We start from the raw sequence: 418 nt of genomic DNA on the forward strand, positions 1-418 counted from the left end.
GCCGATGGTCATCACGAGCGGCATCAGGACGACCAGGATGCCGACGAGCAGGCCGGCGATGCCGCGCAGCACATATGCCCACCAGCGGTCCTGCTTGCCGGCCGCCCCGCGAATGCCGCTCGCCAGCGAGAAGACGCCGTCCACGAGCAGGAACGCCGCGAAGACGAGGGTGAAGGCGTACAGGGCGCTCGCCGGGAAGACGATGGCGAGGACGCCGAGGATGAGGGCGAGGACGCCGCGCGCGAGCGTCCAGCCCCAGTTCTTGCGGATGAGCGGATCGGTTCCGCCGCCCTCCGCCCTTTCCTGGACAGTGTTCATGAATGCATCTCCTTCATTGGTGACGATGGCGGGGCGGGCTCGCCCGCGATCCGGCCGCGCCAGAGCGAGGCGAGGATGCCGCCGGCCAGCAGGGCCAGGA

General features: G+C 69.9%; 1 protein-coding gene. It reads right to left on the reverse strand.

Going from position 1 to position 418, the window contains the following annotated elements:
- The coding region (locus AC2JF9_RS09805; RefSeq protein WP_500727398.1) for an HdeD family acid-resistance protein at positions 1–318 on the reverse strand (318 nt) is incomplete at its 3' end.
- Positions 319–418: the final 100 nt, after the last annotated feature.

The organism is Lactobacillus sp. C449L, from assembly GCF_059900815.1.